General features: G+C 67.7%; 24 protein-coding genes. 5 read left to right on the top strand and 19 right to left on the bottom strand.

Annotation, left to right across the window (positions count from 1 at the left end; genetic code table 11):
• Positions 1-140 precede the first annotated feature (140 nt).
• Positions 141-392, top strand: coding sequence for a hypothetical protein (locus MUH00_RS15075; RefSeq protein WP_246999938.1), 252 nt, complete (start codon positions 141-143; stop codon positions 390-392).
• 11 nt (positions 393-403) lie between these two features.
• On the opposite strand, the gene MUH00_RS15070 is transcribed toward MUH00_RS15075, so the two are convergent.
• From MUH00_RS15070 to MUH00_RS14995, 16 genes are all read right to left on the bottom strand, one after another.
• On the bottom strand, positions 404-1,240 hold the full coding sequence (locus MUH00_RS15070; protein WP_246999937.1) for a hypothetical protein: 837 nt from the start codon (positions 1,238-1,240) through the stop codon (positions 404-406).
• A gap of 42 nt (positions 1,241-1,282) precedes the next feature.
• Positions 1,283-2,047: a hypothetical protein gene (locus MUH00_RS15065; RefSeq protein ID WP_246999935.1), complete on the bottom strand. Its 765-nt coding sequence runs from the start codon at positions 2,045-2,047 to the stop codon at positions 1,283-1,285.
• Between the two features lie 52 nt (positions 2,048-2,099).
• Positions 2,100-2,594, bottom strand: coding sequence for a hypothetical protein (locus tag MUH00_RS15060; protein WP_246999933.1), 495 nt, complete (start codon positions 2,592-2,594; stop codon positions 2,100-2,102).
• Entirely contained in the window at positions 2,591-3,661 is a 1,071-nt protein-coding gene (locus MUH00_RS15055) for a hypothetical protein (RefSeq protein ID WP_246999932.1), read from the bottom strand. Before MUH00_RS15055 ends, MUH00_RS15060 begins: the two co-directional genes overlap by 4 nt.
• Positions 3,662-3,796: 135 nt before the next feature.
• Positions 3,797-5,107, bottom strand: a complete 1,311-nt coding sequence (locus MUH00_RS15050) for an outer membrane protein assembly factor BamB family protein (RefSeq protein ID WP_246999930.1) — start codon at positions 5,105-5,107, stop codon at positions 3,797-3,799.
• Between the two features lies 1 nt (position 5,108).
• The gene (locus MUH00_RS15045) at positions 5,109-5,480 is read right to left on the bottom strand and encodes a DUF3209 family protein (RefSeq protein ID WP_246999928.1); all 372 of its coding nucleotides are present in this window, start codon (positions 5,478-5,480) and stop codon (positions 5,109-5,111) included.
• A gap of 54 nt (positions 5,481-5,534) precedes the next feature.
• Positions 5,535-6,761 (bottom strand): CbiX/SirB N-terminal domain-containing protein, encoded by a 1,227-nt coding sequence (locus MUH00_RS15040; RefSeq protein ID WP_246999926.1) that lies wholly within the window; start codon positions 6,759-6,761, stop codon positions 5,535-5,537.
• A gap of 61 nt (positions 6,762-6,822) precedes the next feature.
• The gene (locus tag MUH00_RS15035; RefSeq protein ID WP_246999924.1) at positions 6,823-7,557 is read right to left on the bottom strand and encodes a cobalamin biosynthesis protein; all 735 of its coding nucleotides are present in this window, start codon (positions 7,555-7,557) and stop codon (positions 6,823-6,825) included.
• Entirely contained in the window at positions 7,554-7,820 is a 267-nt protein-coding gene (locus tag MUH00_RS15030; RefSeq protein WP_246999922.1) for a ferredoxin, read from the bottom strand. Before MUH00_RS15030 ends, MUH00_RS15035 begins: the two co-directional genes overlap by 4 nt.
• Before the next feature lie 26 nt (positions 7,821-7,846).
• Positions 7,847-8,905: a precorrin-3B C(17)-methyltransferase gene (gene cobJ / locus MUH00_RS15025; protein WP_246999921.1), complete on the bottom strand. Its 1,059-nt coding sequence runs from the start codon at positions 8,903-8,905 to the stop codon at positions 7,847-7,849.
• Positions 8,906-8,911: 6 nt separating this feature from the next.
• The gene (locus MUH00_RS15020) at positions 8,912-9,829 is read right to left on the bottom strand and encodes a precorrin-3B C(17)-methyltransferase (RefSeq protein ID WP_246999919.1); all 918 of its coding nucleotides are present in this window, start codon (positions 9,827-9,829) and stop codon (positions 8,912-8,914) included.
• Positions 9,826-10,821 (bottom strand): cobalt-precorrin 5A hydrolase, encoded by a 996-nt coding sequence (gene cbiG / locus MUH00_RS15015; RefSeq protein ID WP_246999917.1) that lies wholly within the window; start codon positions 10,819-10,821, stop codon positions 9,826-9,828. The genes MUH00_RS15020 and cbiG overlap by 4 nt, the downstream gene beginning before the upstream one ends.
• A gap of 219 nt (positions 10,822-11,040) precedes the next feature.
• Positions 11,041-12,006 (bottom strand): cobalt-precorrin-4/precorrin-4 C(11)-methyltransferase, encoded by a 966-nt coding sequence (locus tag MUH00_RS15010; RefSeq protein ID WP_246999915.1) that lies wholly within the window; start codon positions 12,004-12,006, stop codon positions 11,041-11,043.
• 4 nt (positions 12,007-12,010) lie between these two features.
• A complete protein-coding gene (locus MUH00_RS15005; RefSeq protein WP_246999912.1) occupies positions 12,011-12,832 on the bottom strand; it encodes a cobalt-factor II C(20)-methyltransferase in 822 nt (273 codons plus the stop codon).
• The gene (gene cbiT, locus MUH00_RS15000; protein WP_246999910.1) at positions 12,829-13,473 is read right to left on the bottom strand and encodes a precorrin-6Y C5,15-methyltransferase (decarboxylating) subunit CbiT; all 645 of its coding nucleotides are present in this window, start codon (positions 13,471-13,473) and stop codon (positions 12,829-12,831) included. Before cbiT ends, MUH00_RS15005 begins: the two co-directional genes overlap by 4 nt.
• A 198-nt stretch (positions 13,474-13,671) precedes the next feature.
• Positions 13,672-14,988 (bottom strand): cobyrinic acid a,c-diamide synthase, encoded by a 1,317-nt coding sequence (locus MUH00_RS14995; protein WP_246999908.1) that lies wholly within the window; start codon positions 14,986-14,988, stop codon positions 13,672-13,674.
• A gap of 191 nt (positions 14,989-15,179) precedes the next feature.
• Between MUH00_RS14995 and MUH00_RS14990 the strand changes: the two genes are divergently transcribed.
• Complete coding sequence (locus tag MUH00_RS14990) at positions 15,180-15,365, top strand: hypothetical protein (protein WP_246999907.1); 186 nt, start codon at positions 15,180-15,182, stop codon at positions 15,363-15,365.
• Positions 15,366-15,580: 215 nt separating this feature from the next.
• Positions 15,581-15,751, top strand: a complete 171-nt coding sequence (locus MUH00_RS14985) for a hypothetical protein (protein WP_246999905.1) — start codon at positions 15,581-15,583, stop codon at positions 15,749-15,751.
• Between the two features lie 78 nt (positions 15,752-15,829).
• Here the strand turns inward: MUH00_RS14985 and MUH00_RS14980 are convergent, their stop codons facing one another.
• From MUH00_RS14980 to cobN, 3 genes are all read right to left on the bottom strand, one after another.
• The gene (locus tag MUH00_RS14980; RefSeq protein WP_246999903.1) at positions 15,830-16,639 is read right to left on the bottom strand and encodes a cobalt-precorrin-7 (C(5))-methyltransferase; all 810 of its coding nucleotides are present in this window, start codon (positions 16,637-16,639) and stop codon (positions 15,830-15,832) included.
• The gene (locus MUH00_RS14975; protein WP_247003982.1) at positions 16,636-17,349 is read right to left on the bottom strand and encodes a precorrin-8X methylmutase; all 714 of its coding nucleotides are present in this window, start codon (positions 17,347-17,349) and stop codon (positions 16,636-16,638) included. The genes MUH00_RS14980 and MUH00_RS14975 overlap by 4 nt, the downstream gene beginning before the upstream one ends.
• Before the next feature lie 106 nt (positions 17,350-17,455).
• Positions 17,456-21,400 (bottom strand): cobaltochelatase subunit CobN, encoded by a 3,945-nt coding sequence (gene cobN / locus MUH00_RS14970; protein ID WP_246999901.1) that lies wholly within the window; start codon positions 21,398-21,400, stop codon positions 17,456-17,458.
• A 34-nt stretch (positions 21,401-21,434) separates the two neighbouring features.
• On the opposite strand from cobN, the gene MUH00_RS14965 reads away from it, so the two are divergent.
• Together MUH00_RS14965 and MUH00_RS14960 are read left to right on the top strand one after the other, a co-directional pair.
• Positions 21,435-23,657 carry a VWA domain-containing protein gene (locus MUH00_RS14965; RefSeq protein WP_246999899.1) on the top strand — a complete coding sequence of 741 codons (2,223 nt, stop codon included), beginning with the start codon at positions 21,435-21,437 and terminating at the stop codon, positions 23,655-23,657.
• Between the two features lie 113 nt (positions 23,658-23,770).
• Positions 23,771-25,360, top strand: coding sequence for a uracil-xanthine permease family protein (locus tag MUH00_RS14960; RefSeq protein WP_246999897.1), 1,590 nt, complete (start codon positions 23,771-23,773; stop codon positions 25,358-25,360).
• The last annotated feature ends 29 nt before the right edge of the window (positions 25,361-25,389 follow it).

The raw sequence follows: 25,389 nt of genomic DNA, 5'->3' as shown, positions 1-25,389 counted from the left end.
TACGAGGGCGGTGGTAAATGTTCTCCCCGAACCGAACCGCTCGCGCCCGACGGCCCTCGTTTCGACGGATCCGCCACGAAAATCGGTCGATCGGCACCCGAAAACGTGGAACACTTTACGGCCCGGTCGCAACCATCGGTATGGCCCAGGAGCAGGAGGTTCCGGTCAACCGCGCGGATCTGCTCGTCCTCGCCGCCGTCTCCGTAGTCGGCGGCGTACTCATCGCCTCGTGGATGCTGCCGCCCGCGATCACGCCGCAGTACCTCAACGCGATCATGGTGTCGACGATGCTGCTCGCGTTCTTCTTGTTCATCCCGATCATGGGCGCGCGGCTGTTCATCGACGACTGGCGGGACGGTGAGAACGGCGACCGCGACGGCGATCAAACCTGATCCGGTCGCTCTCACTTCTTCTTCGGCATCGTCGAGTATCTCCGCACGGCTCGCATGTCCGCTCGCTCCGAGGGCGGCGGCGCCATCGTGGAGAGTCTCGCCGGACCGCTCGACTCGGTTCCGCCTCCCCAATCGGAGTCGAAGAGGCCGCCGTCTTCCCCGTCCGATTCGGGTTCGTCGTCTTCCGCCGATTCGTCGCCCTCCGCCGCGCCTTCTCCCGACCCGACGTCCGCCGCGTCCGCGGCAGCGTCCTCGAGTTGATCGCGAAGCGACGAGACGTCGTCGCCGACGTCCTCGAACCGATCGGCCAGGGCCGATCGCACCCGGTCTCCGACGTCGCCCGTCACGGACGAGTCGGCTTCGTCCTCGACCCCCGATTCGGTCTCTCCCGTGGACGATTCGTCCGCGGACTCCGCTTTCGACCGATCGGCCGTCTCCCCGTCTCCATCTCCGTCGCCAGCATCGGTCGCCGCCTCGCCGTCACCCTCACGGATCGACCCGCGGAGCCCCTCGATCGCCTCGTCGAGTTCGCCGCCGTCGCTCCGATCGGCGAGGTTCGAAAGGTGGAGCAACCGCTGGAGGGTTTCCAGGCTCACCTGGTCTCCTCGCGCGATCGCTTCGGGGATCGAGCTCGGTTCGCTGCCGTCGGGAAGCGTGTCGAGGTCGACCGCCGCGAGCAGCTCCCGCGGCTCGGCGGATTCGAGCAGGTCGTTCGCCTCCCGGGCCGTTTCGGCCAGCGATCGATCGCCCGAGTCGCCCCCGTCGGACTCGTCGGAGAGGACCGATCCGCTCGCGGCGCCGGCCTCGCTTAACAGTTCGTCGACCCGTTCGCGTAGTTCGTCGCTCATGGTGATCACACGGTATGTCGCTGTTCGCCCCCGGTCGCGGCCTCACTCGCTCGCCTCGGCCTGTTCCTCGTCCTCCGCCTCGTCTTCGCCCTCGCTCGTCACCGTTTCCACGATCTCGTCGGTCATCTCCTCCCGGCTGAGGTTGGCCTTCACCCCGATCTCCTTGGCGATCGACTGCAGGTCCTCGTAGGACATCACCCCGAGGAAGTCCTCCAGGGTCTCCCGCCGCAGATCCTCGAGGTCCTCGGCCGACGGTTCGGATTCGCCTTCCGCCTCGGCCTGCTCGTCCGTTTCGCCTTCGGCTTCCTCCGCCTCCGCTTCGTCGCCTTCCGCCGGCGCTGCTTCCTCGTCGGCGTCTTCGTCCGGGGTTTCCGACTCGTCCTCTGTCTCCTCTGTCGCTTCCTCGTCCGCGTCGTCCTCTTCGGCTGACTCCTCGCCGTCGAGCAACCCGCCGAGTCGACCGCCGTCGCTCACGGACCCGGCCAGCGACTCGACCGCCGATCGGCCGCCGAGTTCGTCGATCGCGTCGTCGACCCCGGTTCGAACGGCGGTCGCGACGTTCGATCGAAGCTCCGAGAGGCCGCGTCCCTCCTCGAAGCCCTTCGCGAGCGTTTCGTGGATCTCGCGGCCGATCGAGGCGCCCACCTCGCGGCCGACTCGCTCGCCGAACTGGCGGCCGACCGCCGCGCCGAGTTCGTTCCCGTCGATCTTCTCTTCGAGACTCCCCTCGCCGAGCATGTCGCCGACGTCGACCTGGTTCGTCACCTCCTCGGTGACGGCGTCCGTGAGTCCCTGATCGTCACTCATCGGTCCCACCTCGGGGCGATCGATCGTCGGTGAGACGGTTCGCCGTCATGGGTCAGTCACCCTCGTCGCCGTCGGACTCGTCGGATTCGTTCCCCGCGTCCGAGGCTTCCGATTCCTCGCTCTCGGCGTTCTCCTCGGACTCCGTCTCTTCCCCTTCCGCTTCGGATTCGTCTTCGTCACCCGCCTCCGATTCGGCTTTCTCCTCAGCCTCGTCGCCTTCGTCCGCTTCCTCTTCGCTCTCGTCTTCTTCGGTCGCTTCTCCTTCCTCGGCCGCTTCGTCGGCTTCCTGCTTTTCGGCCTCCTCTTTGGTTCCGAGCAGTTCCTCGACGACGAGGTGGCCGATCGATCGGCCGACCGACTCGCCGACCTTGCGGCCGACGAGCGCGCCGATCTGGGCACCGAGGGCTTCTCCGAGCGGGCGATCCTCGTCGATCTGGTCCTCCCACTGGGTGCCCTCGATCAACTCCTCGACGTTGACGTTCTCGGTGATCGATTCGTAGTCGATTCGCTGCGTGACGGATTCGGTGGATTCGGATTCCTGACTCATGCTTCAGCCTCCGCGGCCGCTTCGTCGTCCCCTGTCGGCGCTTCCTCCGGTTCGAGTTGCTCGAGCAGTTGCTGCAACGCGCTGCGAACGACCGTCGCGATGAGGTCCTCGATCGGCAGCCCCGGAACCAGCCCCAGGAGCCGCTCCTTCAACCAGCCGGCCGCGCCGGCGAACTTCGATCGAACCCACTGGACGGCCGAAGAGAGTCGACCGCCCTCGGCTTCCGCGCCCTCTTCGGACTCCTCCGCTTCTTCGTCCGCGGCTTCCGCGCCTCCCTCGGATTCCTCGCCGGCGCCGCCGAAGAGACTCCGCAGCATCTCGCCCGGCTTCGCGAGCAAGTTCCGCAGCCCGCTCTTGAGGGAGTCAGAGAGGTTCCCGAGGAGTTCCCGAGGCTTCCCGAGCAGCGACGTGAGTTTGTCCATCATCGCGCTCGGACCGTCGAGCAGTCCCGACACCGCGGACAGCAGGTTCCCGAGCAGGTTATTCTCCCCCGGTCGCGCCGACACGTCGAGGGTGACGGGATTCAGGTTGACCTCGAGCCCGAGCAGGTCGAGGAACAGCCCGTCGAGGTCGAGGTGGAGGACGCCGGACGCGTCGTCGCCCTCGTAGACATCGTCCGCGTCTTCGACGTGGTACTCGTCTTCTTCTTCGGATTCGGCTTCCTCGGCTTCGACCTCCGCTTCTTCGGGCTCCTCGCTCGGTTCCTCTTCCGCCTCCACCTCGCGTTCGTCTTCTTCGGCTTCTTCCCCCTCGTCCTCCTCCGCTTCGTCCTCGGCTTCTTCCGTCGCGTCTTCCGCTTCCGCTTCGGACTCCGCTTCGGCTTCGTCTTCCCGGTCAGCCTCCGCGTCCGGTTCGTCGGCCTCGTCTTCGACCTCGTCGCCGGCTTCTTCGCTCTCGCCCTCGCCCTCGTCTTCCTCCGGTTCCTCGACGGCCTGTCCGCCGTCGGTCATCACCCGCCGGGGGTCTCGCTCGCCCCGATCGGTTTCGTCCGGACGACGCGAGCGGGGTTCGACGTCCACGGGAGCCGAACACTCCGCCTCGCCGTCATCTACTAACGGATCTGTCATTATATACGACCAGAGACGGCCGACAGGACTGTGGGGGTTACCCTTGCGTATGCGATGACCACCCGAATTCAGTCGGATCGAACGCCGACGACGGCGCGAAAGGGTAGTTAGCGGGGTGTCGAAAACGGGCCGCGGCTATCGACCGACCGAGCCGACGCGAAGGGCGTACTCGCCGCGCGTCTCGCCCTCGTCGTGATACTCGACGGGTTCTTCGATCGCCGCGATCGTCCCGCGATCGACGGCCGCCGCGGTCGCGATGCCGTCGACCCGTTCCGAACGCTCCTCGCCGGAGTCGAGGTCGAACCAGCGGACGGCGTGCGTCTCGGGATCGCGCACGCGGAAGTTCTGCGCGCAGGGGGCGACGATCGTCTCCCCGTCGGCATCGAGGCCGTGGACGAATCCGCGGACGTCGGCGTCCCAGACGAGCGCGCCCTCGGCGTCGAACGTCGCGATTCGGTGTTCGTTCGGGTGGCGATTCTCGGTCTCGCGGCGCTCTTTCGCGTAGGTGTTGCCGGTCACGAACGCGACGCGGCCGTCGCTCGCGTGGGCGTGGGTCGGATAGGCGTACAGCGTCTCGTCGCCGACGTCCCTCTCGACGGCCAGGTCGACCCGCCACAGTTCGGCGCCGCCCGGTCCGAGCAGGTAGCCGCGCTTGTCGCCGTGGCTCGAAACCGCGAGTCGATCGCCGTCGAAGGAGACGTCGCCGACGCGGCGATCGCCCGGCGTGCCGGGATCCCACGTCCACGCCGGTTCGCCCGAGGCCGCGTCGAGGACGACGAGGCCGTTATCGTGATCGCCCGTACAGCGGTTGTAGCCGACCGCCAGTCGCCCGCCGCCCTCGTCGAGGCCGAGTGCGATCGGCGAGGCGTCCGTCTCGTACCGCCAGCGGACGGTGCCGTCGGCGTCGAACGCGAGGACGGTGCTGTACCACCGTCGATCCTCGCCGTCCCGTTCGTATCGCCGGGCCGCCGCGTAGATTTGGGCGTCCTCGCCCGCTCCGTCGGTTTCGAGCGCGACGACGTACGGCAGGTAGAACACCGTCTCCTTTACCGCTTCGCCGACGTCCTCGACGGCGTCGTAGCGCCACCGCCGTTCGCCCGTCGCGGCGTCGTAGGCCGCGATCGTCCCCATCTTGCCGCGGCCGGCGACGACGACCGTCTCCGCGCTACCGGCGTCCGTGCCGTCATCTCGATTGGCGTCGAGGCCGGCGATCCCGACCGCGTGATCCGGGTGGGTAGTCGTCCATCGCGGCTCCAGCGAGTCGGCGTCGAACGCGGTGACGGTGCCGTCCCACTGCCCCGCGAGGACGAGGTTCCCGGCAACGTGGACGGTCGATCGGGTCCACATGTGTCGACTTCGCGCGCGCTCGATGTCGCCGAGTTCGACGCGACGGAAGGCACCCTGGCGATCGGATTCGATCTCGGCGTCGGATTCGGAGCGCGCCATCTTACTCCTCTACGGGGAATGTTTCGTGGAGCGTGTCGTGAGCCTCTCCGAGACCGTCGAGGACGCTTTCCCCGTGCGCCGCGATGCGCTGGATCGCCCGCTCGGCGTTTCGAACCTCGAGGAGCCGACCACGCGTGTAGTCGTACGCGGGATCGTCTCGGTCCATCGTGGCGACTTCCTCCTCGAGGTCGACCAGCGCGGTGTCGAGGTGTCGCTGGAGTTCGGTGAGGGTCTCCGCGTTTGCGAGTCCCTCGATCGGGCCCTCCAGGTGCCCTTCGAGTTCTTTCTCCGCGTGTTCGCGGGTGTGTTCGTCCCCGATCCCGAGGACGGTCATCAGTCCGAGTCGTAGCGCTTCGATTTCGTGACAGCTCATGTGTGCGTTTTCGGTATGGTGATTGTCGGATGTGATTAGCGTGCGATTCTACTCCTACAGCATCTGATCGACGAGATCGCTGACGATGCGATCGCGATCGAGGTGGTCGGCGACGATGCGTTCCGCGTCGCCCGCGTCGACGTCGCCGTACCAGACCCCGTCCGGGTAGACGGCGACCATCGGCCCGTCGCCGCAGCGACCGAGACAGGACGATCGCGTGATCCGCGCGTCGCAGTGCTCGGAGTCGCGAACCTTCTGGCGAAGTCGTTCGATGACCGTTGGCGATCCCATCTCGGCGCAGGTCCGGTTCGTACACACCGCGACGTGTTTGTCCGGCGCGTCGTGGCTGTGCGGTTCGTCGTCGACGACGTCCCGGTCAGCGTGGGCCTCCCGGTGGGCGAGCGCCCGGAGCATGGCGCGGGCGCCGCCGACGTCTCGCTCGTACCCCGCCAGATCGACCTTGTACTTGCACGTGTCGCAGGACATCTCGACGCTGCCCGTTCGGGCCTCCTGCCACCGATCGGCGAGGACGTCGAGCAGCCGTGAGTCCGTCCCGAGGGGATCGCCGGCCAGCGCGTCGACGTACGGGTACTCGTCGTCGAAGTCGGCGGTCCGGTCGCGGACGCGCCGGGTGAGCACGCCGTCGCCCAGCATGTACGGGAGGACGACGACCGCGTCCGGGCGGTGCTTCGATAGCCCGTGGAGGGTGTCGTCGAGCGTTGGGTCCGTGACGCCGATAAAGGAGGCCTCGACCCGAGCGAACTCGCGGCCCTCGTACAGCAGGCGGGCCAGTTTGTGGACGTCGCCGTTCGCGTCCGGATCGCTCGATCCGCGCCCACAGAGGACGACCGCGACGTCGTCTTCCGTCCGATCGATGCCGAGTTCGCGCTCGACCGCGCCGGCCCGATCGTCGAGCAGGTCGACGATCGCCGGGTGGATCCCCAGGTGCGAGCCGTTGTTGATCTCGATCTCGTGGGCCGCGCGAGCCCGATCGATCGCCAGCGGCACATCGTTTTTGACGTGGCTCGCGGCGAACAGCGAGCAGTGGACGACCGTGACCTCGCTCGTCACCGTCGCGAGGGAGGCGAACGCCTCGCCGATCGCCGGATCGGCGAGTTCGAGGAAGGTGGCGTCGACCGGAACTCCGAGCCGGGATTCGAGGCCGGCCGCCAGTTCCCGCACCTGCTCGTTGGACTTCTCTCGCCGGGAGCCGTGTCCGATCAGCAGGACCGCCTCGTCGTCGAACGCCGTCGCGGTCGGGGTGTCGTCGGGTGCGCTCATCGTGTTTGGATCGCGTAGATTCGTCGCGTCTGGGTCGTGTCCGGGTTCGGTGCGTCTCTCGCTACGTCTCGTCGTACGCCTCGGCCCGATCGAGGCTCCGTTCGAGTTTTCGCCGGCGACCGGGCGCGAACAGCCCGGTCTCCTCGCAGCCCTCGTAGAGCCACGTGCCGAAGGCGGGCGCGGCGTCGTCGTCGACGCCGAACCAGTAGCCGCCCGAAGACGTCCCGGAGAGGTCGCCCGTCGGCGCGGCCACCGGGCAGTCGGCGATCAGTTCCCGCGTGACTTCGAGCAGGTCGCGATCGTCGTGGACGAACGAGATGCCGACGGTGTCGCTTTTCGACTTGAAACAGATCGTTCCGCAGCCCTCGAGCAGTCCCCGGAGCAGTTCCCGATCGTACCCGGCGAAGGCGCCCAAACGGTAGCTGCCGCGGCCGTCGACCGGAAGGCCGAGCGCGCCGCTTCGTCCGAGGAGGCCGCCGTTTCCGTCCTCTGCGTTCTCACCGTCGGCGCCGATCGACAACGCGTACTCGTCCTCCGTCCGGGTGATCGATGCGTCGTGGGCGTACTCGCGGCTGGTGGTATCGTGTTCGACGTCGCCGCCGACGATCGCGGCCAGCACCCGCGCCGACTCCTCGTCGTTGGTGACGACCTCGATACCCTCGTCCGAGACGTCGCCGCTCCCCGCGACGTGGCCCCAGAAGTACGCCGTCGCGGGATGGCCCGCGAGCGGGTCCGCCGGGACCTCGATCTCGGTCGTCTCGACCGTGTCGTCGGTCTTCGATTCCGTCTCGCTCATTCGGCCACCTCCTCGACGACGATCGCATCCGTCGGACAGGCCGCCGCGGCCTGTTTGGCCTCGTCGATTCGATCGTCGTCGAACGTCGCGACGATGCGCTTGGCGGTGTCTGTGACTTCGCCCTCGCAATCGTAGATCGGGTCCGCGTCGGGGTCGATCGTCGCGAGGCCGTCTCCGCCCTCGACGAACCGCGGGTCGCGGGTCAGGCAGGCGAAGATCCCGTCGCAGGCGTCGGTCTCGATGGTGACTTCGTATCGTGGCATGCTGGATTGGGGTGGTTCGCTGGCGCTCAGTAGTCGTACTTCGTCTCGTAGCCCCGCGGCGTGACCATCCGATCGTCCCAGACGTACGTCTCCTCGTTGCCGACGACGATCGTGGTCGTCATGTCGACGAGCTCGCTCTCGCCGAGGTCCTCGAGTTCAGCGAGTTCGGTGATCAGCACCCGCTCGTCCTCGCGGCCGGCGCCGTGGACGACGCCGACGGGCGTATCGGGATCGCGGTGGGTCAGGAGGATCTCGCAGGCCTTTTCGAAATTATCGCGGCGCTTGCGGCTCCAGGGGTTGTAGATCGCGATCGTAAAGGACTCCCTGGCCGCGGCGTGCAGGCGCGACTCGATCTCCGGCATCGGGACGAGGTGGTCCGACAGGGAGATCGAGACGGTGTCGTTGACCAGCGGCGCGCCCAGGCGAGCGGCGCAGGATTGGGCCGCCGGCACGCCCGGAATCACGTCGAAGTCGACCGTCGACGCCGTCGCGCCCTTCGACTCGAGGATCTCGAGCGCGAGGCCGGCCAGCGCGTAGACGTTCGGGTCGCCGCTGCCGACGATCGCCACGTCGTTGCCCGCGAGGGCGCGGTCGATCGCCTCCTCCGTTCGCGAGACTTCGCCGCACATCGGCGTGTCGTACAGCTCGTCGGCCGCCGCGGTGATCTCGTCCGGGATGAGTTCGATGTAGGTCGTGTAGCCGACGATGTGCTCGGCGTCGAGTAACGCCGCCTTCGCGCGTTCGGTCATGCCCTCGGAGTGGCCGGGGCCGAGCCCGACCGCCGTCAGTTGGCCGGGGTCGGCGTCGAAGTCGTCGATCGTCGCGCCGACCTTCTCCTCGGTGGACTGTTTCTTGCTGGACGCGCCGCACTTCGATTCGGAGGCCAAGGAACCGGAATCGGAACTCGATGCGCCGCACTTGGAACCGCTCGAACCACTCGAATCGCCGCTCCCGCCTGAGGCCCCGCAGTTCGGATCCGAGGACGAAGACGAGGTGTCCGTCTCCGCTTCGGTCTCGGTCGAGGCGCCGCACTTCGATGTCGATTCGTCGTCAGCGTCCGCGTCCGTAGTGGTGTCCGTGCTCATGGATCGTTAGAAGTCGTCGACGTCACGCCCGCCGCGCGGGGTGACCAGGTACGTTCGATCGTCGTTGCGCCAGGTCTCGGTCTCGTGGGTGCCGATGATCAGCGAGGTTCCCATCCCCGACACCTTGTCGTCGTGATCGGCGGCCTCGCCGAGGGTCGTGATGAACTCGCTCTCGCCGTTGCGGCCGGCGTCCGCGCGGCCCGCGTCGTTGACGATCGCCACGAGGGCGTCGTCCGTGCGCTCCTCGCGGACGATCTCGACCGCCCGCTCGTAGTTGCGCCAGCAGTTGTAGAGGACGATCACGAAGTTCGAAATCGCCGCGGCGCGCAGCTTCTCCTCGATCTCGTCCCAGCCGCGCCACTTGTCCGACAGCGAGACGGTGCAGAAGTCGTTGCACAGCGGCGCGCCGACGTTGGCCGCGCCGCCGAGCGCCGCGGTGAGGCCGGGGACGATCTCGATCGGGACGTCCGTCGCGTCCTCCTCCTCGGCCATCGTGAAGATGAGGTCCGACTTGCCGTAGACCGACGGATCGCCACCGGAGACGTGGGCGACGTCCTTCCCCTCGCGAACGTAGTCGAACGCCGCGCGGGCGAGTTCGATCTGTCGACCCATCGTCGAGCGAACGATCTCCTGCTCGAAGCCGTCGTCTCGAGTTGCGAACCCGCCGTCGTCGACGGCCTCCTCCGGCGGAAGCGTGCCGTCCTCGCGGAGGAACGCCTGGTAGAGACTCGAGGCGATGACCACGTTCGCGGACTCGATGACCCGTTTGGACTTCGCGGTCATGTGGTCCGGCAGACCGGGGCCGATCCCGACGACGTAGAGGGTGCCGCGATCGTCGGGGGCGCCGTCGGCCGTCGCGTCCGCGGTCGCATTCGCGTCCGCATCAGCGTCAGTGGACTCGGCGGCGTCGCTCTCGGAACTCATCGACCGATCGCCACCGTGACCTCGTTCTCGTAGCTGATCTTCTCGAGCACCAACTCCTGCTCGCGGCCGCCGGCGATCGCGCTGGCTTCGGAAACCCCCGGCCAGCCGATCAACTCCTTCGATTTGGAAGGAGTCGGCCCCTCGTGGTCGAGCAGCGTCTCCTTGTCGAAGACGACGACGCCGAGGCCCAGTTCCTGTGCGGCCTCGAGCAGCCCCTCCTCGTCTTCCTTCCGGGTCGCGGTGGCGACGAACTCGACGTCCGAGCGGTCGTAGTCGGTCCGATCGAGCGCCTCCTCCCACGCGGCGAGGAACGAGTCCTTGCTCGCGCCGGAGACACTGCCGGTGCCGATGACGATCCCATCATCTTCGTTGCGCTTGAGTACCGTCACGTCGTCGCCGACGAGGACGACTTCCGGGCCGTCGAGTCGCGCGACGGGATCGAGGTTGTCGTCCAGCACGGCGAGGTTCGTCTTGATCGTCGAGTCGCCGTTGACGACGTGGGCGTTCATCGCCTTCGCGCGCGACTCGACGCCCTGCTTCCCCGCGGCTTCCGACGCCGTCGTCATGGCCGGCACGGCACCCATCGTCGCCAGGTCCTGTGCGACTTGGTTGGCGCCGTGGTGGCCGCCCGTGATCGGGATCGCCCACGTCAGTTCCTCGTCGACGACGCAGATCGCCGGGTCCTCCCACTTGTCGTCGAGCAGGTGGGCCGTCTTGCGCATCGCGATCCCGGAGGCCATGAGGCCGACGAAGCAGTCGTACTCGCCCCAGTGCTCCTCGAAGACGTCACTGTGGTACTCGAGGATCTCGATCGCTTCGTAGCGGCCCTCGAGTTCGGCCTTGATCTCCTCAGCGGTCTCCATCTTCCGCCCGAAGGAGACGATCGCGATCTCTTCTGCAATCTCGCCGTCCGAATCCGGCGTCGAACAGTGGCCGCCGGAATCCGCACTCGAGTCGTCCGTGCCGTCCGCCTTCTCAGTTCCTGAGCTCATGATGAAACCTCCATCGTAGCGAAATCGTCCTGCTCGCGCCCATCCGGCCCGCCCAACCCACCGCGTGGGCGGGGATGAAAGGGGCCAGACCCGTCGGCGAAGGCGGGCGACGTAAGCACCGCAGGGAGGGAGCCTCGCGACCGATCGAGGCGCGCAGCGAGCCCACCGAGTCGACGAGTCTGGGGGCTTTCACCGTGTTCGCGGTCACCGTACTGCAGCTCAGTCATCGTTCGCCTCCGTCTCAGCTGAACTTCCCGAAGAACCGCGATTGGCCCAGTCGCCGTAGAGATACGATCGCTCGTAGCCGGCACCCGTGACCGCGTCACCGATAACGACCATCGCTGATGCCCGGTAACCGGCCTCCTCGACTTTATCTGCAATATCGCCGACCGTCCCGACGATCGCGTCCTCGTCCGGCCAGGAGGCGCGGTAGATCACGCCGACCGGCGTCTCGGGGTCGTGGCCGTCCTCGAGCAACCGATCCATCGTATCGCGCACCGCGTGGGTGCCGAGGTAGATGCACGTGGTCACGTCGCCCATCCCGACGAAGTCGGAGATGTGGTCCTCCTCCGGGCTCAGAGTCTTGCCCTGCGGTCGGGTGAAGGCGATGTGGTTCGAGACCTCGTTGAGCGTCAGTTGGGTCCGCAGCGTCGCGCTGGCCGCGAACGCCGACGTGACGCCGGGCACGAAGTAGGTCGGCACGCCCTCGTGCTCGAGGGCGTCCATCTGCTCGAGCGCGGCCCCGTAGATCGCGGGATCGCCGCTGTGCAGTCGGACGACGTTCTCGCCGTCCTCGTAGGCGTCGCGCATCAGCGGGATCAGTTCCTCTAAGTCCTTGCCCACTGAGTTCACCAGTTCGGCGTGGGCGCAGTACTCGTCCAGGAGTTCGCTGTTGACCAGCGACCCCGCGTGGACGACGAGGTCGGCCTCCTCGAGCAGTTCCTTACCCGCAACGGTCAGCAGCCGCGGGTTACCGGGGCCTGCGCCGACGAAGGGGATCCCCTCCTGCTCGTCGCCGGCGTTGTGCTTGAAGATCCGATCGTCCAGTTCCTCGCGGCGGCGCTCGCCCTGTTCGTCGATCGCCGCTTGGGGGTCGCCGCCGTCTGTCCTCGCGCTCGGTTCGATCGTCCCGGTTGTGTCCGTTTCGTCAACGTTCGTCTCGGCCGTCTCGTCTGCGTCCGTCATCGTCTCAGTGGCCCCCGCAGTCGCCGTGTTCGCAGCCCTCGGCGCGTTCGATCTCTGCCGTTTTCCCGCCGTCAGCGACCGGTTCGTTGCTCGATGCTTCCTCGTCGCTCGACGACCCGCTGGAGCGTCCAGCGTCGGCCTCCCGCGTGAAGGCCGCCGTCGCCTGCTCGACCTCGAGATCGGCTTTCTCGGCGTACGCCAGCGTGTAGTAGTCGCGTTCCTCGAGTTCGCCGGGGTCGTCCGTGACCAGCGTCCCGCCCTGTTCCATGAACAGCCGGCGGCCGTAGGTCACCTCGTAGCCCGCCTCGACGAGGCCCTCGTGGGTCGCCGGCGCGTCGGTGACCTTGAACAGGATCATCCGATCGGGGCCGGTCGGACTCGCGCCGTTTGCGGCCTCCCGGAGCGAGAGTCCCGCGCCGGCTTCGATCTCGATCCCCATCGCGGTCGCAAACGCCGTCACGGCGCTCACGCCGGGAACGATCTCCAGATCGACCTCGGGATGGAAGGCGTGGATCGTCCGCCGGAGGTGGCCGAAAGTCGAGTAGACGTTCGGATCGCCCAGCGTGACGAACGCAATGTCGCCGTCGCGGGCGTTCGGCGCGATCTCCGCCGCAGCCTCCTTCCACGCGGTTCGTAGCTTCTCCTCGTCTCTCGTCATCGGGAAGTCCAGATCGCCGATCTTCGACTCGTCGACGTGTTCCAGGGCGACGCTTCGCGAGAGACGACCGGGGGAGTAGACTACGTCCGCCGCTTTCAGGATCCGCCTCCCGCGGACGGTGACGAGGTCCGCCTCACCGGGGCCGAGTCCGACGCCGTAGAGGGTCATCGATCGGCACCTCCGACGTCTCGTTCGATCCCTTCGGCGGCCCGTCGACCGCCGTCAGTGGCGACCCGCTTTCCGCCCTCGTCGCCCGCGTCCGACGTCGCGCTCCCGACCAGCATGTACACCGGGTTGTCGGAGTCGAAACTCGTCGCGCCGGCCAGTTCGTAGCCGCGGCTCACCTGGAACTGGACGACCTCCTCCAGCAGGTCGCGATCGCGGAACGCCTGCGCCGCCCGCCCGGCGACCTCCAGCCGCGAGACGTTCATGACGACGCGATCGACCTCGGTCTCGACGGCGTGATCGAGCACGGCCTCGAAGTTTCGACTGCCGCCGAGAAAGAGCGCGTCGGCGTCGGCGGGCAGGCCCTCGGGCGCTTCGGCGTTCCGTAATTCGACGTCGGCTCGGACCGAGCCCGCGTTCGCCGCGAGATTCTTCTCGGTCGTCGCGAGGCGTTCGGCCTTCCGCTCGAGAGCGGTTACCCGCCCCGCTCGCTGCGCCGCTTCGATCGTGACGGCCCCCGTACAGGAGCCGACCTCCGCGAAGTGATCGTCGTCCGTCAGCGTGAGTTTCGACTGGACGACGGCGCGGACCTCCGGCTTGGTTGGCCCGGCCTTCGCGTCGTGTGGAAGCGCGATGGGTGGCATCACCCGTGGCAACAGCGGCCGCCCCTAAAACAATTTTGTTTGGAGTAAAGAAAGTAAAATTGCCCACTTTCACTTTAGATAGGGCAAATGTCGTTGTTCACTCCCAGGAGAACGTCGGCTGGACTGAAACGAACATTCGGATCGGGTCGAGAAAAAGCCGGGGCGACGGTCGGGGGAAGTTCGATCGACTCAGAGCGCTCAGGGGGCGATCGACTCGAGAAACCGATCGAACGCGCCGCTTTCGGGGTGGACGTGGACGTAGGTCCCGAGCGACTCGTACTCGGTCAGGCCGTCATGGTCGCCGTCGATGCCGTCGCCGCGAACCGTCTCGAAGGCGAATCGCGCGTCGGCGTCGACGTCGGCGCTCGAGTAGTGGAACTCGTGGCCGCGGATCGTCTCGCCCGCGCCGGCGGTGAGAGTTCCCTCGACCGCCGCGAGTTCGACGTGATCGAGCGCCCGGTACCGATCGTACATCGTCACGTCCGCGGGCAGGATGCCGGCCATCTCGGCCCGTTCGCCATCGACGGTCGTCAGCGATCGGCTCATGGTCATCAACCCGCCGCACTCGCCAAGGACGGGGAGGCCCTCGCTCGCGCGGTCGCCGAGTTCCGCGAGCGTCCCCGCCGCCTCGAGTTCGGCCGCGTGGAGTTCCGGGTAGCCGCCGGGGAGGTAGACGCCGTCGCAGTCGGGGACCGGATCTCCGGCGACGGGCGAGAACGTCACGAGGGCGGCCCGCTCGCGGAACCGCTCGATCGTCGCCGGATACCGGAAGCAGAACGCGGCGTCGCTGGCGATCGCGACCGTCGCGTCGACCGGACCGGCTCTCTCGGCTGCCTCGGGCCGAACTTCGGGTTCGGCCGCGTCGCTCGCGGTCGCCGCCAGCCGGTCCGCGTCGATCGTCTCCGCGGCCTCCCGGAGCGCGTCCGTCGGGAGCGCCGCCTCCGCGCCCATCTCCAGTCCGAGATGTCGATCGGGGATCTCTAGATCCGAGGAGGGCGGAATCCGACCGAAGAACTCGAGGTCGTCCGGCAGGGCGTCGCGGATGCCCCGCTCGTGGCGGCCGCCGTGGGCGCGCTGGGCGACGATCCCCGCGACCTCGATGTCGCGCCCGATCGCCGCGGCGTACTCGCGAAAGCCGAGTGCGGTCGCCGCGACGCTCTCCATTCCGGCCTTGGCGTCGACGACGAGGACGACGGGCAGATCGAGCGCTTCCGCGACCATCGCGGTGCTCGAGCCGTCACCGTCGTACAGCCCCATCACACCCTCGACGACGCAGAGATCGCCGTCGCCGCGCTGGTAGTTACGACGAAGCCCGTCCTCGCCCTCGAGCCAGAGGTCGAGCGTTCGCGAGGGGCGGCCTGCGGTCGCCTCGTGGTGACTTGGATCGATGAAGTCCGGTCCGGCCTTCGCGGGTTGGACCGCGTAGCCGGCGTCGGCGAGCGCCCGCACGATCGACAGCGTCGCGACCGTCTTCCCGACGCCGGAACTGACGCCGCCGAGGACGAACCCCCTCATCGCCCACCTCCCGATTCCCGATCGCGGTCTCCGTCGCTCGCTCCGAGCGGATCGGCCCTTCCGCGTACAGTCATTGTCGTTGAGTTACGACAACTGAACTTGAATCCGTCGGTGATCTCGACGCCTCCTGTTTTTATCGGTGGTTCGAGAAGATACCAACACTCATGGTGGTCTACTCACATATTTTCCACATGAGCAGTTCACTGCGAATCATCGGCCTCGGGTTGCTCGGCATCGTCGCGCTCTGGGTCGCCCTCGAAATCGTCGCGATCGTCATCGGAGTGGTCTCGTGGATCGTGAGCACGCTCATCACGATCGTCGTTCTCGCCGTGGTATTGTACATCGGGTATCTCGTGGTTTCGTCGGTTCTCAGCTGATTCCGCGGCCTTCTGACCGGCAGGATCGGTTTGCGGTTCCCGACCGACCGCCGGTCCGGGACGCTCGCGTCCGTCGCGTGACTGTACGGAGTTGCGATTGATCTTGCCCACCGGCGAGCGGCGATCCGTGCCGCGATCGCGCAATCCTGATCCGCGATACCAACCCTCATTACCGAGTCGTTTACCTGCCCGAACCCGTTACGGGCATCAGTGCAATGACCGGGGAGCACGACCACGACGTCGAGTACCACCTCCGGGAAGCGCTGCGACACCTCGGGGAGGCACAGGAGAACGGAGAGCTACGAAAGACCAACGACGTCGCGATCGACCAAGTCTCGAATACGATCGCGTCGGTTCTCAACGAACACAACCAGGACGGTTCCTGAACCGAATTTTTGCGAGTGCGATCGATGACGGGGCGACTAGCGGTGTCTCGATCGAAACGACCGATCGCGTTCGGACGACTACGCGGTCTGAACGGGCTGGCGAACGGCGAGCACGACCAGATCGGAGAACGGCGTGTCATCCTTGCCGGTCCCACCGGCGTATTCGGATAACTCCGCGAGCGTGAACCGGTGGACTTCCTCGTCCTCGTGGGTCAGTTTCTCGAGCACCAGCGCCTCCAGATCGGGGTTCGCGCCGGTATCGAGCAGGAACTCGGCGATGTCGCCGGGCATCCGATCGAACGGCCGCGGGAGGACGAGCAGGTGCCGATCGCGGGCGGCCGAAGCGAGTCGATCCATGTCGACGTCGAGGTCCCCGCTCTTGTGGAGCGTGACGAACTCGGCGTCCTCCATCGGCGTCCGGGCGCGGCTGGCGGCCACTTGCAGCGAGGAGATGCCCGGGATCACCCGGATGGGTCGCGGATCGGCGTCCCGGCGATCGGCTACGCCTTCCACTGCATCCTGGACCTTCCCGACGAACTGGTAGCCCGAGTGGTTGGGGTCGCCCATCGCGACGGCGGTTCCAGACTCGCCGGCGGCTACGCGTTCGCCGAACTCCCGGAGCGCGTTGGCCTCGTCCTCGTACCCGCAGGTCAGCAGATCCGCGTCGGTCCGGTCCTCGACGAACTCCGTGACGGTTGTGAAGCCGACGACGACGTCCGCCTCGCGGAGCGCCCGCTCCCCGCGGGGCGTGAGGTACTCGAGGTTGCCGGGGCCGACGCCGACGGCGTAGACGGGGTCCCCGGCCGACTCGTCGATGTCGGGTTCCGGGCTCGCGGCGGCGAACGTCGCCGGATCCGGCCCGCTGTCGAGGTCGTAGTCGTCGGTCATCGCTCCTCGCCGCCGTCCGACTCGTCAGCGCCCCGACCCCGGTCCGCGCGCGTCTCGACGCCGAGATCCAGGTCGAGTTCGCCCGTCCGCACGTCCGTCGCGACGTGGATCAGTTCGTTCGTCAGGGCCGCGGCCAACCCGCTCCCGCCGCGCCGGCCGACGTTCGTGATCGCTGGCACGTCGTACGCCTCGCTGACCTCCCGGATGCGCTGGCGACTCTCCTCGGCCTTGACGAAGCCGACCGGCGTCGCGACGATCGCCGCGGGTCTGGTCCCGTTCTCGATGCAGTCCGCGAGCGCGAACGCCGCCGTCGGCGCGTTCCCGATCACGGCGATCGTGCCGTCGTAGACCCCCTGCCTGTCGAGTTCGAGCACCGACGCCGCGGTCCGGGTCATGCCGGTTTCCTTCGCGAGTTCGGCGCCGTTGCCGATCGCCTTGCGCTTCTCGCAGTCGTGCCCGCGAGACGTGATCCCTGCCATCGACATCGTGATGTCGGTCACGATCGTCGCTTCGTCGAGCACGGCACGAGCGCCGGCGCGGACGGGGGCGTCTTCGTCAGCTCCGATCTCGTCGCTTCCGGTGAACTCGAGCAGGTGCTGGAACTCGATGTCGCCCATCGAGTGGACCGACTTCTGCCGAATCCGATCGGCCAGCGTCTCGTCCGGGACGAACTGCCGGACGATGTCCATGCTCGTCTCGGCGATCTCCATGGCGTTCTGCGTCGTCGCGCCCAGATCGGCGTACTCCCGATCGAACTCTCGCTTCTCGTCGGTCCGCCCACCGTCGACCCGCTGGCCGTCGGACCGCTGCGCGCCGTCAGTCATCGGTCGCCACCTCCGCGCCGACGGCCTCGTTGGTCGTTCTGGCCTCCAGATCGCCCTCGACTTCGAGGTTCAGGTCGCGCAGCCGATCGACGGTCTCGTCGTCGGCGTCCCAAAGGTCGCGATCGATCGCCTCGAGCAGCGTCTCGGTGATGGACTCCAGCGCCCACGGGTTGACCTCCCGCATCCAGTCCTGTCGATCGGCGTCGAAGGCGAACTTCGCGGCGACCTCCGCCCAGAGCGCATCCGAAACGACGCCCGTCGTGGCGTCCCACCCGAGCGTTACGTCGACCGTCGTCGAGAGGTCGCCGGCGCCCTTGTAGCCGTGGTCCTCCATCGACTCGAGCCAGTCGGGGTTCAGGACGCGGGCACGCATCGCCTTGCGGACTTTCTCCTCGTTCGTGTAGACCGAGACGTTGTCCGGATCCGACGAGTCGCCGACGTAGGAGGCCGGTTCCTCGCCCGAGACCTCGGCCACCGCGGAGATGAAGCCGCCGTGGAAGGCGTACCAGTCCGAGGAGTCGAACTCGTCTTGCTCCATCGTGTCCTCGAGCTTCACGGTGGCGTCGACGCTCGAGAGTCGGCGCTCGAAAGCGCCGTGAGCGTCCGAAACTCGTCCTCGTGAACCCATCGCGTAGCCGCCCCACTGGACGTAGATCGAGGCGAGGTCCGATCGATCGTCCCAGTTGCCCTCGTCGACGGCCTTGTTCGTCCCGGCGCCGTAGCCGCCGGGTTTGGTGGTGAAGACGCGGTGTTTCGCGGCTTTGCGGGCCGCTTTCTCGTCCAGACCGTCGGCCTCCAGTTCCGCTCGCTCCTCCTCGACGTGCTTTTTCACGTAGTTCATCTCGTGGGGTTCGTCGAGGTCGACGACGGCCTCGACGGCGTCGTGGACGACGCCCGCCGCGGCGGGGAAGGCATCCCGAAACAGCCCCGAGACGCGGGTCGTCACGTCGATCCGTGGCCGATCGAGTTCCTCCAGCGGGATCGGTTCGACGCCGTCGATCCGGCCCGCATCGGTCCACTCGGGTTCGACGCCCATCATCGCGAGCACCTGGGCGATCGTCTCACCTCGTGTCCGAACCGTCGGGGTGCCCCAGGCGACGACGCCAATCTCCTCGGGGTACGCCTCGTTGTCGGCGTAATGCCGCTCCAGAACTCCTTCGGCGACCTCCTTTCCGACCTGCCAGGCGGGTTTAGCGGGAATCTTCCGCGGGTCCAGCGTGTAGAAGTTCCGTCCGGTCGGCAGCAGGTCGACGCCGCCGCGGGTCGGCGCGCCGGAGCCACCCGGCGGCACGTACTCGCCCGAGAGCGCGTCCGCCGTTCTGGGAATCTCGTTCTCGGCACCCTGCACCCGCGGCTGGGCCTCCTCGCAGATGTACGCGAGCACCTCCCGCAGGTCGTCGTGGGCGCCCGATTTCGCCCGCGCGTCACCGATCGTCTCCAGGTCGACGACGAGCAAATTCATGTTCACCTCACCGTCAGACCTCGTCTGACGAGCCTCGTCCTCGCGACGTTCGGACGAGACGTCGTCCGGCCCCGCCTCTCGTTCCGACTCGGGCACGTCGAAGTCGTGCTCGGCGAGCGTCTCGACCAGTTCGAGGCTCGTCTCGTGGACGACGTCGGCGGCTTCGGCGTAGGTCATGCCCAGGGCCTCGTCGTACTCACCGGGCGACTCGAGCATCGTCTCGTAGTCGACGCCGAGGGCTCCGGCCACGCTCTCGCGCAGGCTCGGCGCGCCGGGGTTCTCGAGTCGCGTGAGGGCGACGAGGTACTCGATCAATCGATCGCCCGCCGGCGGTTCGGACATCGTGTGCAGTCCCAGCCGGATCTGGGTCGTCTTAACGTCGGTGAGGTACTCGTGGATCCGCTCGACGAGTTCATCGGCGTCGACGTCGTCGCCCTTGACCTCGCCCTCCGCGAGCGTTGAGCCAGCCTCGTCCGGGCCGCGAACGTCGGCCTTCTGGTCGATCGTCCCCGCGATCCCCAACTCGACCGCGAGATCCAGTTCCTCGACCGTCTCGCGGAGCAGGATCTCCAGGTGTTCGCCGTCGTCGGCGCGGGCGTCCTCCATCCCGGCCTCGCGGTACTGGTTCGCGAGTTCCTCGAGTTCCGCGAGTTCGTCGTAGGTGCCCGCCGATCGCATGACGGGCGTGAGGTAGTCGACGATCGCCGCGTACGAGCGGCGCTTGGCCTGCGTCCCCTCGCCGGGGTTGTTGACGATGTAGGGGTAGACGTTCGGGAGGTCGTCGACCAACCGATCGGGCGCGCTCTCGCCGTTTAGGCCGACGGTCTTGCCGGGAAGCCACTCGAGGCTGCCGTGGGTGCCCAGGTGGACGACCGCGTCGGCCTCGAACGTATTCCGGAGCCAGCCGTAGAACGCGTAGTAGTCGTGGGGCGGCTGCAGGTCCGAGTCGTGGTAGACCTTCGAGGGGTCCATCCCGAATCCGCGCGGGGGCTGGACGGTGACGAGGACGTTCCCGAATTCGACCCCTGGAATCGCGAAGGGCCGGTCGGGCGCTTCGCCCCACTCCTCGATAACGTTCTCCCGGAACCGATCGTCGGTCGCCGAGAACCACTCCCCGTACGTCTCGGGAGAGACCACGTCGACGGACAGCCCTCGGACGTCCTCTGGCGCGACCCAGCGATCGTCGAGGGTGAGTTGCGACGTGAGTTTCTCGACGAGTGTCTGGCCGCCGTCGGGCATCTCGTCGTCGAGGTCGTAGCCGCGGGCGTCGAGTTCCGCGAGCAGGTTGACCGTCGACTCCGGACTGTCGAGGCCGAACGCCGTGCCGATCCCGTCGTCGCTCGGCGGGTAGTTGTGCAGGACGACGGCGACCTTCTTGTCCTCGTTCGGCGCGTGGCGCAGTTTCGCCCAGTTCACGGCGAGGCGGGTCGCGTGGTCGATCCGGTCCTCGATCGGGAAGTGGTGTTTCGGCGCGGAGCCGATACCGGCCTCGTCGTCCGTTCGCTCCTTGCCGGAAATCGGATGCGTGATGACGTTGCCGTCGAACTCCGGCAGGGCGACCGAAAGCGCGAGTTCGAAGCCCATCACGCCGGTCTCGCTCGACTCGTAGCGCGATCGCGATCGCATGGTCGTGATCGTCTGGATCACGGGCACGCCGAGGCGATCGAGGAAGACGTCCTCCGCAGAATCTCCCTCGTCGCTCGCCGAGCGGCCGCGCTCGTCCATCGACAGGGAGAACATGAACGAGGAGAGCACGGCGTCGACGATCGGCTGGCCCGCATCGTCCAGGAGCCAGTTGTCCGTCACCCACTCCGCATCTTCTTGCTCGTCGGTGTCAGTGGCGGGATTGCAGAAGATCGGCAGCGCGTTCGCGCCCTGCGCCTCCAGCGCTCGGACCTGCGCGTCGACGTACCGGGTGTTCTCGTGGGTCCAGTGGGATTCGTAAAACCAGATCGCGATCGTCGGTTTCCCGGGGTCGTGGGTCTCGAGCAGGCCCTCGTACTCGATTCCGGGGTAGTCGGGGTGGTAGACGCCCTCGGTCGGCAGTTCCGCCGGATCGCCGTACTCCCCGTCGCGGTCCGCGTACTCGGCGAGAAGGAACCGACAGCAGTTTTCGACGTTGATCGTCCCGCCTTTCTCCAGGTATTCGTAGACGCGATCGCGGTGCCCCGCGGAGACGGTCGTGTCCTCGAACGCGAACGCGTCCCCGGTGGACTTGACGATCAGCGGGACGCCAGCCTCCTCGAGCGCGCCGGTCGCGTAGTCGTACCCCGGCATGCTGTCCTCGGCGCCGTGCAGCCAGAAGATCGCCGCCGCGGCGTCCCGCAGTTCGTCGACGAACGATTCGATCGCGGCCTCGTCGTCCAGGTCGCTCTCCGATCGAACGACCAGGTCGACGTCCCCGAGTCGCTCGGCGGCCCGCCCGATCGAGCCGAGCTCGTTCTCGGTCGCCGTGTAGATGCCGATCTGTGTCATCGATTTTTTAAACCTCTATTGTATTAGAGCAACTATGGTTGCATACGCCGGGGGCAAAAAGCTATCGTCGCTCCCCTTTCCGGCGATCGTCGGACAACCGGAGCTAAAGCGGGTGTTGCTGGCCGTCGCGGTCGACGACGGGCTCGACGGCGCCCTGATCGTAGGCGAGAAGGGAACCGCGAAGTCGACCGCCGTTCGGGGGCTCGTGGAGCTCCTGCCCGACCAGCGAGCGATCGCGGACTGTCGGTACGGCTGTTCGCTGGACGATCCGAGCCTGCAGTGTGGGGACTGCCGTGAACGGGACGCCGAGGACGCGCCCGTCGAGACGCGGCCCGTCCCGCTCGTGACGCTCCCGCTGGGCGCGACCCGCGATCGGGTCGTCGGGACGCTCTCGGTCTCGGACGCCCTCGCGGGGGAGGCGGAGTTCGATCCCGGCTTACTGGCCCGCGCGCACCGCGGCGTACTCTACGTCGACGAGGTCAACCTGCTGGACGACCACCTCGTCGACGTGCTCCTGGACGCCGCCGCCTCCGGCGTCAACACCGTCGAACGCGACGGCGTCAGCGTCTCCCACCCGGCGAACTTCACGCTGATCGGCACCATGAACCCCGAGGAGGGTGACCTCCGGCCCCAGCTTCGCGATCGGTTCGCCCTCCAAGCCACCGTCGCCGGTTGCCGAGAGATCGACGACCGCGTCGAGATCGTCGATCGGGCGCTCGGAGACGTGGACGGGGCCGAAGACGGAACCGCGAACGCCGATCCGGCCGCGGCGTACGCGGATGAGATCGCCGCGCTCCGCGAGGACCTCGCCGACGCGCGGGACCGACGGCCCTCGGTCGCCCTCCCGATCGACTGCAAGGAGGAGATCGCCCGCCTCTGTCTCGACGCCGGGATCGACGGGCACCGCGGGGACATCGCTACGGCGCGAACGGCGATGGCGATCGCCGCGCTCGAGGGCCGGACGACGGTGATCGAGTCGGACGTCCGCGAGGCGGCCGCCTATGCGCTCTCACACCGTCTCCGGAGCGATCCGTTCGAGGAGGAGCCGGATTTGGACGAGCTGCTCGACGAGCGCTTCGACGACGCGGCGGAGGGAAACGAGGACGAGAACGAGAACGGAGACGACGGTGAATCGGCGGGCGAATCGAACGAACGCGAGTGTGAGGCCGGTGAACCCGTCGATCGCGATGCGGCCGACGGTGACGACGGCTCGGGCGACGGAGACGCCGATCCGGACCGATCGCTCGACCGGTCCGAGCCCGAACCGTCCGATTCCGACGACGGGGACACCGGCGATCGATCGGGCGGAACCGGCGACGGCCGACCCGCGGATGGAAACCCGGCGCCCGCGGAAGCGGGTGGTGACGGCTTCGAGGGGGACGAAGGGGACGAGAGGAACGATGGGAACCAATCGAGCGACGCCGAGTCGAACGAACCCGCTCGGCCGCTCGTTCCCGGCCAGCGGCGCGCCGGGATCGGCGAGGCGCGGGCACCCGATCTCGAGACGTCGAAACTCGACGACGGCGCCGGAACGAAGGCCAGCGGGTCGCGGGCGCCGACGACGCCGAGCGTCGACAACCGCGGCGCTCGCGTCCGGACGGAACCCGCCGCGGGAGACGGGCCGATCGACGCCGCCGCGTCGGTGCGATCGGCGGCGGCCCGCGGCCGGAACCGCGTCGAGAAGCGGGACCTCAGACGGGCCGTCCGCGCCGGCGAGACGTCGGTGACGATCGTCTTCGCGGTCGACGCCAGCGCCTCGATGCGGCCGGCGATGCACACCGCCAAGGGCGTCGTCCTCGACCTCTTGCGGGACAGTTACGAACGGCGCGACGAGGTCGCTTTCGTCGCGTTCGCGGGCAAGGGCGCCGAGGTGCTGTTGCCGCCTACGGACAGCGTCTCGCTGGCCGCGCGCCACCTCAAGGACCTCCCGACGGGCGATCGGACGCCGCTTCCGGCGGGACTCGAAACCGCAAGGCGGGTGGTCGATCGGGCGGAGACGGACGCCGCGGTCGTCGTGGTCGTCACCGACGGCCGGGCGAACGTCGCCGACGGGAGTCCGACGGCGGCGACCCGCCGCGCTGCTCGGCGCCTCGCGGGGTCCCAGACGTCGGTGATCGTCGTCGACGCGGGCGCCGACTCCCGAGCCGGCCTGTCGGAACTGATAGCCGGCGAGGCCGACGGCGAACTGGTCGACCTCGCGTCGCTGTCGGTCGAGCGGGTCCGCGCGGCGGCCGATCGCGTCGCGTCGAACGACTAACGCCCGTCCGAGATCGCAGAGTGCACGTCCGGAGTTTCACCAGTTATCCGCGTGACAGCTCTGCGACGACGGATCGGCAGCCATTTGACCACCCTCACACGTTATCCGACGAGATGCCTGACGAGGGGGACGAACCACGTACCGGGAACGCCGACGCCGCGGGCACCCGCGACGTCAGCGACGACATCGAGTACGGAATCGACGATCGGCCGCCGATCGACGAGTCGGTGGTGCTCGGCGTCCAGCACTACCTGACGATGGTCGGGGCGAACATCGCCGTGCCGCTGATTCTGGCGGACGCGATGGGGATGATGGAGTACCCCGAGGTCACCGCCCAGTTCGTCGGCACCTTTTTCGTCGTCTCCGGGATCGCGACGCTGGCGCAGACGACGTTCGGAAACCGCTATCCGATCGTCCAGGGGGCGCCGTTCTCGATGCTCGCGCCGGCGTTGGCGATCGTGATCGTCGTTACGAACGGCGACACCGGTGGTAACTGGCAGGACGCCTTGCTCCAGTTACAGGGGGCGATCATCGTCGCCGCGACGGTGCAGGTGGCGATGGGATACTTCGGCCTCGTCGGAAGATTACGACGTTTCCTCTCGCCCGTTGTCATCGCCCCGACGATCGCCCTGATCGGGCTGGCGCTGTTCGACGCGCCCCAGATCACGGGCCCAAACCAGAGCTGGTGGCTCCTGGGGCTGACGCTGGGACTCATTCTGCTGTTCTCGCAGTACCTCGACGTCAAACACCGCGCGTTCCAGCTGTACCCGGTGATCCTGGCGCTCGTGATCGCCTGGGTCGTCGCCGCGGCGCTGTCGGTGACCGGGACGATCGGCGACACGCATCCGGGATACGTCGCGCTCGGCGACGTCGCCGAGGCGCAGCCGTTCCTGCTGATCTATCCGTTCCAGTGGGGAACGCCCGAGATTACGGCGGCGTTCGTCGTCGGCATGTTCGCGGGCGTGCTCGCCTCGATCGTCGAGAGCGTCGGCGACTACTACGCCGTGGCCAACCTGACCGGTTCCGCGGCGCCCAGCGAGAAACGGATCAACCACGGCATCGGCATGGAGGGGCTGATGAACGTCTTCTCCGGGATCATGGGCACCGGCGGCTCGACCTCCTACTCCGAGAACATCGGCGCGATCGGCCTGACCGGCGTGGCGTCGCGGTACGTCGTCCAGATCGGCGCCGTCGTCATGCTGGTGTTCGGCTTCGTCGGCTACTTCGGCCAGCTGGTCGCGACGATTCCGGATCCGATCGTCGGCGGCCTGTTCATCGCCATGTTCGCCCAGATCGTCGCCGTCGGCGTCTCGAACCTCCGACACGTCGACCTCGACTCCTCACGAAACGTCTTCATCATCGGGTTCGCGCTGTTCGTCGGGTTGGCGATCCCGGCGTACATGGGAAACTTCGAGAGCACGCTCGCGTTCCGCGACGCGGTCGGCCTCGAGGCCGCCCTGTCGACGCTGCCGGTCTGGCTCGAGGCCGCCGCACGGGTCGCCGTCGACACGGTGTACATCGTCGGTTCGACCGGCATGGCCGTCGGCGGCCTCGCGGCGGTCGTCCTCGACAACACGATTCCGGGCACTCGCGAAGAGCGCGGGCTGGCCGAGTGGGAGCGAATCACCGAAGACGAGTCCGAATTCAGCACCTTCTGGGAACGCTGGGTGGGGACCGACGTCGACGCTCGCGGCGACACCTGACCGGGTATTCCGTAGGCACTGATCGGGAC

This window comes from Halosolutus gelatinilyticus (assembly GCF_023028105.1).
In the GTDB taxonomy this organism is placed as follows: domain Archaea; phylum Halobacteriota; class Halobacteria; order Halobacteriales; family Natrialbaceae; genus Halosolutus; species Halosolutus gelatinilyticus.
Note: the sequence above shows the minus strand (reverse complement) of the source record. Positions and strands in the feature narration are given on the sequence as shown.

Excerpts from the sequence above, each read along its gene's own strand:
- MUH00_RS14985 (WP_246999905.1), top strand. The coding sequence starts at position 15,581 with ATGACCGGGGAGCACGACCACGACGTCGAGTACCACCTCCGGGAAGCG.
- MUH00_RS15010 (WP_246999915.1), bottom strand. The coding sequence starts at position 12,006 with ATGACGGACGCAGACGAGACGGCCGAGACGAACGTTGACGAAACGGAC.
- MUH00_RS15045 (WP_246999928.1), bottom strand. The coding sequence starts at position 5,480 with ATGAGCTGTCACGAAATCGAAGCGCTACGACTCGGACTGATGACCGTC.
- MUH00_RS15040 (WP_246999926.1), bottom strand. The coding sequence starts at position 6,761 with ATGAGCGCACCCGACGACACCCCGACCGCGACGGCGTTCGACGACGAG.
- MUH00_RS15070 (WP_246999937.1), bottom strand. The coding sequence starts at position 1,240 with ATGAGCGACGAACTACGCGAACGGGTCGACGAACTGTTAAGCGAGGCC.
- cobN (WP_246999901.1), bottom strand. The coding sequence starts at position 21,400 with ATGACACAGATCGGCATCTACACGGCGACCGAGAACGAGCTCGGCTCG.
- MUH00_RS14960 (WP_246999897.1), top strand. The coding sequence starts at position 23,771 with ATGCCTGACGAGGGGGACGAACCACGTACCGGGAACGCCGACGCCGCG.
- MUH00_RS15020 (WP_246999919.1), bottom strand. The coding sequence starts at position 9,829 with ATGAGTTCCGAGAGCGACGCCGCCGAGTCCACTGACGCTGATGCGGAC.
- cobJ (WP_246999921.1), bottom strand. The coding sequence starts at position 8,905 with ATGAGCACGGACACCACTACGGACGCGGACGCTGACGACGAATCGACA.
- cbiT (WP_246999910.1), bottom strand. The coding sequence starts at position 13,473 with ATGCCACCCATCGCGCTTCCACACGACGCGAAGGCCGGGCCAACCAAG.
- MUH00_RS15050 (WP_246999930.1), bottom strand. The coding sequence starts at position 5,107 with ATGGCGCGCTCCGAATCCGACGCCGAGATCGAATCCGATCGCCAGGGT.
- MUH00_RS15035 (WP_246999924.1), bottom strand. The coding sequence starts at position 7,557 with ATGAGCGAGACGGAATCGAAGACCGACGACACGGTCGAGACGACCGAG.
- MUH00_RS15030 (WP_246999922.1), bottom strand. The coding sequence starts at position 7,820 with ATGCCACGATACGAAGTCACCATCGAGACCGACGCCTGCGACGGGATC.
- MUH00_RS15065 (WP_246999935.1), bottom strand. The coding sequence starts at position 2,047 with ATGAGTGACGATCAGGGACTCACGGACGCCGTCACCGAGGAGGTGACG.
- MUH00_RS14980 (WP_246999903.1), bottom strand. The coding sequence starts at position 16,639 with ATGACCGACGACTACGACCTCGACAGCGGGCCGGATCCGGCGACGTTC.
- MUH00_RS14995 (WP_246999908.1), bottom strand. The coding sequence starts at position 14,988 with ATGAGGGGGTTCGTCCTCGGCGGCGTCAGTTCCGGCGTCGGGAAGACG.
- MUH00_RS14965 (WP_246999899.1), top strand. The coding sequence starts at position 21,435 with ATGGTTGCATACGCCGGGGGCAAAAAGCTATCGTCGCTCCCCTTTCCG.
- MUH00_RS15060 (WP_246999933.1), bottom strand. The coding sequence starts at position 2,594 with ATGAGTCAGGAATCCGAATCCACCGAATCCGTCACGCAGCGAATCGAC.
- MUH00_RS15075 (WP_246999938.1), top strand. The coding sequence starts at position 141 with ATGGCCCAGGAGCAGGAGGTTCCGGTCAACCGCGCGGATCTGCTCGTC.
- MUH00_RS14990 (WP_246999907.1), top strand. The coding sequence starts at position 15,180 with ATGAGCAGTTCACTGCGAATCATCGGCCTCGGGTTGCTCGGCATCGTC.
- MUH00_RS15055 (WP_246999932.1), bottom strand. The coding sequence starts at position 3,661 with ATGACAGATCCGTTAGTAGATGACGGCGAGGCGGAGTGTTCGGCTCCC.
- MUH00_RS14975 (WP_247003982.1), bottom strand. The coding sequence starts at position 17,349 with ATGGAGATCGCCGAGACGAGCATGGACATCGTCCGGCAGTTCGTCCCG.
- MUH00_RS15005 (WP_246999912.1), bottom strand. The coding sequence starts at position 12,832 with ATGACCCTCTACGGCGTCGGACTCGGCCCCGGTGAGGCGGACCTCGTC.
- cbiG (WP_246999917.1), bottom strand. The coding sequence starts at position 10,821 with ATGAGCTCAGGAACTGAGAAGGCGGACGGCACGGACGACTCGAGTGCG.